Genomic DNA, 8,181 nt, shown 5'->3' with positions numbered 1-8,181 from the left:
TCGTTATGAGTCCTTTTTTTGTTAAATTGTGTTGCACTTAGATTGTACATCCAAGCCCCAAAGTAGAAGGTGAATCATGGCTGTCTCTCGAAATATATAAAAAGTCATTTCGGGATTGGGCGAATAGTGAAGCAGGAAATACAGCGGATGCTGCGGCACACGCTCCTTGCCCCGATCTTTGTACTCGTAGAAAGGAGTAAAAAATGATTACTAACAAAAAAACTCATCGCTTGAATATTATTATCTATGCTGTACTAATCTTATTGACGGTGGCTATCCCCACCAGCTATGCTGCCACAGACAAAGCACGTATTATCCCTCTGCCTAAAGACATTTCTCTGCCCACATTAGAAGGAGCTACCTCCGCCCCACAGGAGATTAACCACAAAAGAAGCATCTACTTTGCACACCCTGATTTTTATCATATGCGTTCAAATCGAAATCTCCTAATATTGTCGCATTACCAAACATATCAGCAAACCACAGAATATACCTGTGGACCGGCTGCCGCGTTAACGGTGTTGTACTATTATGGCAATCACGACTTTGATGAAATGGAACTCACCCAAGGCATGAAAACTCAAGGCATCCACATTGGCACAAATACAGCCAACATAGTTGCGTTCTTCAAAAACATCGGCTGGCAGGTTGAAACCGGATTAGCCTCAAAACCTATGGAAAGCTACATGGCATTCAAAGATTTTGTTATAAGAAATCTGCGGCAACAAAGACCTGTCATGGTTGAAAATATAGATTGGGGCGGTCATTGGCGAGTCATCATCGGCTATGATGATATGGGAACCGAATCTTTTTCTGACGATGTACTAATTATGGCTGACCCATACGACACCTGCGATCATCTTCAAGATGGTTACGTGATAAACAATGGCGAGAAATTTTTCTCCATGTGGTTTGACCACAATGTATTGCCTGAAGACCAAAGATCGCAACCTTGGGTAGTTGCTTACCCTGCCAAACAAAAAAAGTGACATATTTCAAAACACCGCCCCTTCGAGCGGTGCCCTGCTTTGGTTTCGGCTTAGAATGTTCTTTCGTAGGAAAGCCCCATGCTGTTGATTTCGGCGGCGAATTTTGCACCCTTTGCAATTTCCTCGGCGGTTTTCAAAAGTTCCTCCGGCGTGTTGCGTCCGCCCAGTATGTGTATATTCCTGTACTATCCGAGAAATAGCAAGGTCATATGTGCGTATACAATCACCCTAAAACACCCACACGCCACGATTTTCATACACCGATTCCGACGTATCATTCCCACACCGAATCGCACGATCCAGAGCCATGATAAGAGCAATTACACCGTCGATCTTCTCGGTGGATTTCTCCTTATCTGCCTTGATGTTGCCCGCAGGATCGGTGCGAATGAAGATGTTGTCTGCCATCCAGCGCATGACGGGATGCCCGCCGTGCGCTATTTTCTTTTCCAGCGTCAACTTCATCAGTTCCTTGGTCGGCGGACTCATATCCTTGAAGCCCTGCCCGAATGGAACAACGGTGAATCCCATTCCTTCGAGGTTCTGCACCATCTGCACCGCGCCCCATCGGTCGAAAGCAATCTCGCGGATGTTGTACTTCTCGCCCAGTTTCTCGATGAACGTCTCGATGAATCCGTAGTGAACCACATTCCCCTCCGTGGTCATAAGAAAGCCCTGCTTCTCCCACACGTCATACGGCACATGATCGCGGCGCACGCGCAGGTCGATATTCTCCTCGGGAATCCAGAAGTACGGAAGGACGGCAAACGGCTCATCTTCCTCCGTCGGAGGAAACACAAGCACGAATGCCGTGACATCGGTTGTCGACGAGAGGTCGAGACCACCGTAGCAGACACGTCCCGTGAGGGATTCCGCATCCACAGGCAGAGCGCACGCATCCCACTTGTTCATCGGCATCCACCGCACGGACTGCTTCACCCACTGATTCAATCGAAGCTGACGGAAACTGTTCTCCTCGGCGGGATTCTGCCGTGCAGAGTCACAGGCTGCCTGTACCTTGTCGATGCCGACCGTAATTCCGAGGGACGGATTCGACCGCTTCCAGACCTCCGGGTCTGTCCAGTCCTCATCCACCTTTGCTCCGTAGATCACAGGATAGAAGGTCGGGTCGATCTTTCTCCCTTCGAGAATGTCCTTCGCTTTCTGGTGCGTCTCGTAGCAGATGGACTGCGTATCCGTTCCTGCCGTGGTGATAAGGAAGTAAAGCGGCTGCATTCGCGCATCGCCGGAACCTTTCGTCATGACGTCAAAGAGTTTGCGATTCGGCTGCGTGTGAAGTTCGTCGAATACAACGCCATGGATATTGAAGCCATGCTTCGAGTAGGCTTCTGCCGAGAGCACCTGATAGAAGCTATTCGTCGGCAGATAGACCATACGCTTCTGTGAGGCGAGGATCTTTACTCGCTTGCTGAGTGCAGGACACATACGCACCATATCTGCTGCGACCTCGAACACGATACTCGCTTGTTGACGGTCGGCGGCGCATCCATACACCTCGGCGCGTTCCTCACCGTCTCCACAGCAAAGGAGCAGTGCTACAGCGGCCGCGAGCTCTGATTTTCCTTGCTTCTTGGGAATCTCCACATACGCCGTGTTGAACTGCCGATAACCGTTCGGCTTCAAAATTCCGAAAATGTCTCGGATGATGCGTTCCTGCCAGTCAATCAGCTCGAAGGGCTTTCCTGCCCACGTCCCCTTCGTATGGCACAGGCACTCGATAAAGCCCACGGCGTAGTCCGCAGCGGCTTTGTCATAGTGTGCGTCCTCTGCCATGAACTTTGTCGGCTTGTAGTCCGTCAGTTTCCGCAAAGAGTCACCCCCATCAAAAAAAGCCGCCGTCAGCGACTCACAATATCTGAAACGAGAAGCAGCCCCGAAGGGCTGTTTTGTTGTTCGGCGTGGCTTAGATGCGCTTCATGCACCAAGCCATCGCGTGTCCGCCGTCCTCGAAAAGCTCCTTGGCGGCTTCGACAAGGTTCAGGCGGCATTCGATGTCCGCGAATCCCGTCTCTTCCGGCGTTTCGACCATCTCGTAGATGGCTGCGTGGAAGCCCCAACACTCCATCCCGACGACAAGGATCTGCTCGCCGTAGCGAAGGATCGCGCCGCTCGTCCCGAACCGCATCTCATCGAGGTGCTCCATCGTGGTGGTCTTCGGCCATCTTGCTTCTGCGCTTTTCATTTTGTGTTCCTCGCTTTCTGTGTAGGTTGTTCCCTTTGTCATGTACATATATGCCTCTAAACGCAGGATATAGCAAGTCATATTTCGGATAAACTACACTTATTTTTCGAGAGAAACACAGCCCCGAAAGGCTGTGCGGAATCCCTGAAATCGTCGACTATTTTTCACCCGTGAGGATAAAGCGGATATATGCGGCACGGTCTCTCTCGATGAAGCAGACGAGTTCGTAGAATTCCATCTCAAATGCCATCCTCTGAACAGCGGGAATGTCGAACATATTCACCCGCCCGGAGTCGCGGATGTCCATGATCTGTGCGAAAACCTTCTCGTTCATGATCTGCCCCCTTTCTGCATGATGCGGAAGGAGTCCACGCCGGGGATCAAACTGAGCGAGGAGCCTGTTTCCCATCGGACGAGAAGCTGCGCGGCATCGTCAACACCCAGTATCTCACCGAGCGTCCCCACAGGCGGCGCTTGCGGATCGTCCATCGCGAGGAGTTTCACCTTCGTCCCGCGCGGGTAGTATTTCCGAAGTGCCGCGATCCGCTCTTTACTCGGCATCTGCATGATGTGCCGCCTCCTTCCGATGTCCGCTCTTGAATGCGCTACTGCCCGTGAGGTTCTGCAAGAGAATCTTGCGCGACTGTTTGTAGGCACTCCCGATCATGCCAAGGCGCAGGAGGAAGCAGCGGAAAGCGTACTTTTCGTTGTCCACAATTTTCTCCTTCGCCGTGACACGCTTCTGCGTCCGCGCCATCTCGCAGAGTTTGCTGATGAAGGCGGCATAAGCCTTCGCCGTCTCGTCGGTGATCGTGCCGTGCAGCCATGTGAAGGTGATGCGCTCATCGGTCAGTGTGTAGGTCGCTTCTTGGATGTCGAAGGCGTGACGAATCAGCCGCCCCTTGCTCAGAAGGAGGGCGTCCAGATTCTGCAGCGCGGTCTCCGCGAAAAGGCTGCGTGGGAGGCTGATCGAAAGGCTGTCCTCGTCGGGTTCTGCCATCTCTTCCTCTGTCGGAGCAGGTTCTGCCGCCGTTTCCGTCTGAAGCGGCGTATCCACTGCCTCTTCCGTCCGGTTCGGCTCGTCTGCCCCTGTGTCCGCGCAGGAAGCCTCGTCCTCCCCGCCCTCGGACATAAAGCCCTCCTCGCGCAGTGCCGTGCGCACACGCGCAACAGTCGCTTCGTCAAGGGCATCGTCGAAGCAAAGGTTGCCATCCTTCGTGATTTCGAACGCTCCGATCTTGTAGAAAAATGTCGGTGCACCGCAGTAGACGGGCTTTTCGCCGAGTACCTTGCCGACGATCCCGACCATCGCCTTGCGCTCTTCCTTTTGGATGTTGTAATTGACCTTCATGGTGATTTCCTCCTTTATGAACTTTGGTCATTACATACATGCCTCTGGTCGGAGTAATTAGCAAGCGGATTCTGTTGTATACACCGAACGTCCGAAATGTGCAATTCCCGTAAGGACATAGAACACACAGGGAAGTGCGATGCCGTTCCCCCACATCTTGTACTCTGCTGCATCCGAGTGCGGATTCTTGAGCCATCTGCGAATCTGCGTATCGGTCTTGGGCTTCTTGCCACCCGTGATTTTTCGGTGCGTCTCAAAGACCGTGCGCCAGAACGCCATCTCTTCCTCCGTGGGATTATCCGTTTCAAGTCCCGCGCACCATCCGTCGGGAAAGCCCTGCAAGCGTCCGCACTCGGTCGGTGTCAGCCGACGTACGGCATAGACGGGTTGATTAACGACCATCGGGTCTTTGAAGTCCCGCGCCATGAGCGTCGGGCATTTCTCCTTTGCAAAATGAGAGTGGCAGCCCGTGGTCATGGCATAGACCGCATGACGGTCGGCAGTGTTGAGCGTAAAACTCACATTCTCTGCGATGCCGCTTCCCTGCGGACCGTTCTTCTCCTGCCGTCCGATCATCGAGCCTTGGATGGAGACGACCGCAACGCCGCCTTGACAGCACGCAGGATTCCCGCCGCTCCGGTCAATCGTCCGCGCCGTCTCGGTTTCATATATCCCAGAGTGCGGATTGTCCGAGCACATGGCATTGGATTGGAACGACGAGATGCAGAAGAGCCTCGCGTCCTTCATGACGAGCGGCTGGTTGTTGCCGCCCGTGCCGTAATGACGAGAGACCGTCGGCGCAACAGGAAGGGGACCGCTATACCGTGCGTCTGCACCATGTTACTCGAATACGGCAGGGACTTTGCTCGCACGAAGCGTTGGAGATGTCTCCTTCGCATAGCCGATGCCGCGACTCTGTGCAGAATGCTCGGTACAGAAACCCGCACTTACCCTCTCGCTTGCCGTTCCAGTGCCATCCGCAAACTCTCGGGCAGTGCCTTGCCACGAAGCGAAGCACGGCGCAAGATCCCCGCGCACGCTTTCGGTGTCAAATAGTATTTGTCCGGCACTTGATCCTGCAAAATCTGCGACAAGGTAGATTCTGCGCCGACGCTGTGGAACTCCCCAGCCCTGTGCGTCCATGAGCCGGTAAGCAACGCTCCATCCGTCTCCCATGAGAATGTCGGCATACACCCATCCACCTTTTTGAGGCAAAGGCACCTCGGGAGCTTTCGGCTCTTTGAGGCGGACGATCTCCGTAAGGACGGATTGGAAGTCCCGTCCCCCGGAACTTGAGAACGCTCCTGCGACATTCTCCCAGACGATGAATCTTGGGTATCTTCCATTCGTTGCACACCTCATTTCTCGCACGATACGAATTGCCTCGAAGAACAGTACGGATTCCTGCCCATGCAGCCCCTCCCGCCGTCCCGCGATACTGAGATTCGTACAGGGCGAGCCAAACGTGATAATGCCCACAGGCTCGATCTCGCCCCCTCGGATATTGTGAATGTCTCCGAGATGTTTGACGGAGGGAAGCCGCTTTGTGATGACACGAATCGGGAACGGCTCGACCTCCGATGCCCACTTCGGCTCTATCCCCGCAAGAATTGCACCAAGTGTGAAACCCCCGCTCCCGTCAAAGAGACTACCGAGCGTCATCATTTCATGGAATGGGGCGCGGTCATGCGCTCAAGCATCTTGCCCGTCATCCAGATCGCACCGTCGATGACAAGCGGTAGGAAGATGCGGTCACGGAATCTGCACCATCCCGTCTCCTTCTCCGCGCTCTCTTTCAGCGCCGCCGTGTACGCCGCCGACACCTCACGCGCTGCGGGAAGCCCCTTCTCGTGCATCCAGAGGACGGTCGCTTCCTTCGCTTCCGTCCGCACGAAATCTCCCACATGGTTCTTCAGCTCATTTTGAATGTGTTCCAGTTTCATCTTCAACACGCTCCTTCATAGTCCGTTACCCCACGCGCAATGGCGCGGGCAAATTCATCCTGTCGCGTACTGAGAAGCTGCGCATCGCCCGCATGGTCAATAAACGCAAGCTCCACAAGCACAGCGACTGCATCCGTGTTGCTCAGAACATACAGACCGTTGACACCGGGCTTTGCGCCCTTTGTGCCGCGATCCGTAGTCCCGAGTGATGTGACAATCTGGTTCTGAATGCAGTTTGCCAGTGTCTCCCCTGCGCCGCTTCCGTAGAAGTGCCACGTCTCAGTCCCCTGCGCCACTCCATTACAAGCATTACAGTGGACGGAGATGAATACGTCCGCACCGCTGCAGTTGGAAGCCGAGACCACTTCGTGTAGGCTGTCGGATTGCAGACAGTCGACCACCTCGACACCCGCTGTAGCGAGATACCCCGCCACAAGGTCAGCGACGTTCTTTGCAACGTCACATTCCCGCAGCCCGTATCCGCACGCGCCGGGGTCGGGATTTCCGTCCGGCGCATGACCTGGATTCAAAAACACACGCATCACGATTCCTCCTTCGGCACATCCGCATACGGAATGCGCTCACCGTCACGTTCCAAAAACACATCTTCGGCATTCCCGCCTTTGCTCTGAATGTACCTCTCAACAGCGACATCCACGAACTTCGGCTCAAGCTCCACGCCATAGCAGATACGGTTCAACTGCTCACAGGCGATGAGCGTTGATGCAGAACCAAGGAAGCCGTCGAGAACGATGCCGTTCGTCTGCGTACACTGCTTGATGAGATATGCGATAAGCGGCACGGGCTTCGAGGACGGATGTCCGCATCCGTCCTTCTTCGAGTCCTTGATGCGGTCGAATGCAAAGACAGTGGTCTGCTTCTGATCGCCGTACCATCTGTGCCGTCCGTCCTTCCTCCATCTCCAGATAATTGGCTCGTGGATGTACTTCCAGTCCGTGCGCGTAAGAACCAGTCGGTCTTTCTTCCACACCAGTCCTGCGCCAACTTTAAAGCCCGCATCTTCATAAGCGTCATGAAAGATGCGGGCTTTTGCCGTTGCGTAGAAAACATAGATGGAAGCGTCTGTCGCCATTGCCGAGTGGAAGGCGGTAAAGGCAGATTTGAGGAACTCGTAGGCGTCCTTGTCATTCAGATCATCGTTCTTGATCTTCCCGGAGGAACTTTCCAGAGCCACAAAATACGGCGGGTCCGTGCAGACAAGGTTGACCTTCTCACTGCCGAGCAGACGCTCGTATGTCTCTGGCAGTGTAGAGTCTCCACAGATCACACGGTGCTTGCCGAGATGCCAGACATCCCCTGTTTTAGCAACACAGGGCTTTGCGAGTTCTGCATCCACGTCGAAGTCGTCTTCCTGCGCTTCACCGTCATCCGGAGAGAGCAGATCGGCAATCTCGGTTTCGTCGAAGCCCGTGAGTGAGATGTCGAAGTCCATGCCTTGCAGGGCTTCCATCTCAACGCGCAGCATTTCCTCGTCCCAGCCCGCATCGAGTGCGAAACGGTTATCCGCGAGGATGTATGCCTTCTTCTGCGCCTCGGTCAGATGGTCGACGAATACGCACGGCACATTCTCCATGCCCTCCGCCCGTGCAGCCATAACGCGCCCGTGTCCTGCGAGAATACCGTAGTCCTTGTCGATGATGACGGGACTGACGAATCCGAACTCCCGCAGACTGC

The 8,181-nt window shown here is 54.3% G+C and carries 11 protein-coding genes and 1 pseudogene; 1 reads left to right on the top strand and 11 read right to left on the bottom strand.

Annotated elements, in window-relative coordinates:
• Positions 1-54: 54 nt before the first annotated feature.
• Positions 55-189 (bottom strand): annotated as a pseudogene (locus ACO6BQ_RS11285) (phage portal protein); the annotation flags it as partial.
• A 14-nt stretch (positions 190-203) separates the two neighbouring features.
• Here ACO6BQ_RS11285 and ACO6BQ_RS11280 point away from each other — a divergent pair.
• Positions 204-989: a C39 family peptidase gene (locus tag ACO6BQ_RS11280; RefSeq protein WP_489121004.1), complete on the top strand. Its 786-nt coding sequence runs from the start codon at positions 204-206 to the stop codon at positions 987-989.
• A gap of 228 nt (positions 990-1,217) precedes the next feature.
• Here ACO6BQ_RS11280 and ACO6BQ_RS11275 read toward each other — a convergent pair whose 3' ends face one another.
• The 10 genes from ACO6BQ_RS11275 to ACO6BQ_RS11230 all read right to left on the bottom strand — a co-directional run.
• The gene (locus tag ACO6BQ_RS11275; RefSeq protein WP_489121002.1) at positions 1,218-2,819 is read right to left on the bottom strand and encodes a terminase large subunit; all 1,602 of its coding nucleotides are present in this window, start codon (positions 2,817-2,819) and stop codon (positions 1,218-1,220) included.
• A gap of 94 nt (positions 2,820-2,913) precedes the next feature.
• A complete protein-coding gene (locus tag ACO6BQ_RS11270; RefSeq protein WP_489121000.1) occupies positions 2,914-3,192 on the bottom strand; it encodes an Nmad4 family putative nucleotide modification protein in 279 nt (92 codons plus the stop codon).
• A 157-nt stretch (positions 3,193-3,349) separates the two neighbouring features.
• Positions 3,350-3,526, bottom strand: coding sequence for a DUF5049 domain-containing protein (locus tag ACO6BQ_RS11265; RefSeq protein ID WP_489120999.1), 177 nt, complete (start codon positions 3,524-3,526; stop codon positions 3,350-3,352).
• Positions 3,523-3,759: a DUF4314 domain-containing protein gene (locus ACO6BQ_RS11260; protein ID WP_489120996.1), complete on the bottom strand. Its 237-nt coding sequence runs from the start codon at positions 3,757-3,759 to the stop codon at positions 3,523-3,525. The genes ACO6BQ_RS11265 and ACO6BQ_RS11260 overlap by 4 nt, the downstream gene beginning before the upstream one ends.
• Positions 3,743-4,543 carry a virulence protein gene (locus ACO6BQ_RS11255; protein ID WP_489120994.1) on the bottom strand — a complete coding sequence of 267 codons (801 nt, stop codon included), beginning with the start codon at positions 4,541-4,543 and terminating at the stop codon, positions 3,743-3,745. Before ACO6BQ_RS11255 ends, ACO6BQ_RS11260 begins: the two co-directional genes overlap by 17 nt.
• 57 nt (positions 4,544-4,600) lie before the next feature.
• Positions 4,601-5,290, bottom strand: a complete 690-nt coding sequence (locus ACO6BQ_RS11250) for a hypothetical protein (RefSeq protein WP_489120993.1) — start codon at positions 5,288-5,290, stop codon at positions 4,601-4,603.
• Between the two features lie 93 nt (positions 5,291-5,383).
• On the bottom strand, positions 5,384-6,205 hold the full coding sequence (locus tag ACO6BQ_RS11245; RefSeq protein WP_489120991.1) for a DNA cytosine methyltransferase: 822 nt from the start codon (positions 6,203-6,205) through the stop codon (positions 5,384-5,386).
• Positions 6,205-6,486: a prevent-host-death protein gene (locus ACO6BQ_RS11240; RefSeq protein ID WP_489120989.1), complete on the bottom strand. Its 282-nt coding sequence runs from the start codon at positions 6,484-6,486 to the stop codon at positions 6,205-6,207. The genes ACO6BQ_RS11245 and ACO6BQ_RS11240 overlap by 1 nt, the downstream gene beginning before the upstream one ends.
• A 2-nt stretch (positions 6,487-6,488) precedes the next feature.
• The gene (locus ACO6BQ_RS11235) at positions 6,489-7,028 is read right to left on the bottom strand and encodes an N-acetylmuramoyl-L-alanine amidase family protein (RefSeq protein WP_489120987.1); all 540 of its coding nucleotides are present in this window, start codon (positions 7,026-7,028) and stop codon (positions 6,489-6,491) included.
• Positions 7,028-8,181: site-specific DNA-methyltransferase (locus ACO6BQ_RS11230; RefSeq protein WP_489120986.1), on the bottom strand; the 1,154-nt coding region annotated here is incomplete at its 5' end. The genes ACO6BQ_RS11230 and ACO6BQ_RS11235, both read right to left, overlap by 1 nt.

The organism is Centipeda sp. (in: firmicutes) (assembly GCF_057271695.1).
This window is presented reverse-complemented; position numbering and strand designations above follow the sequence as displayed.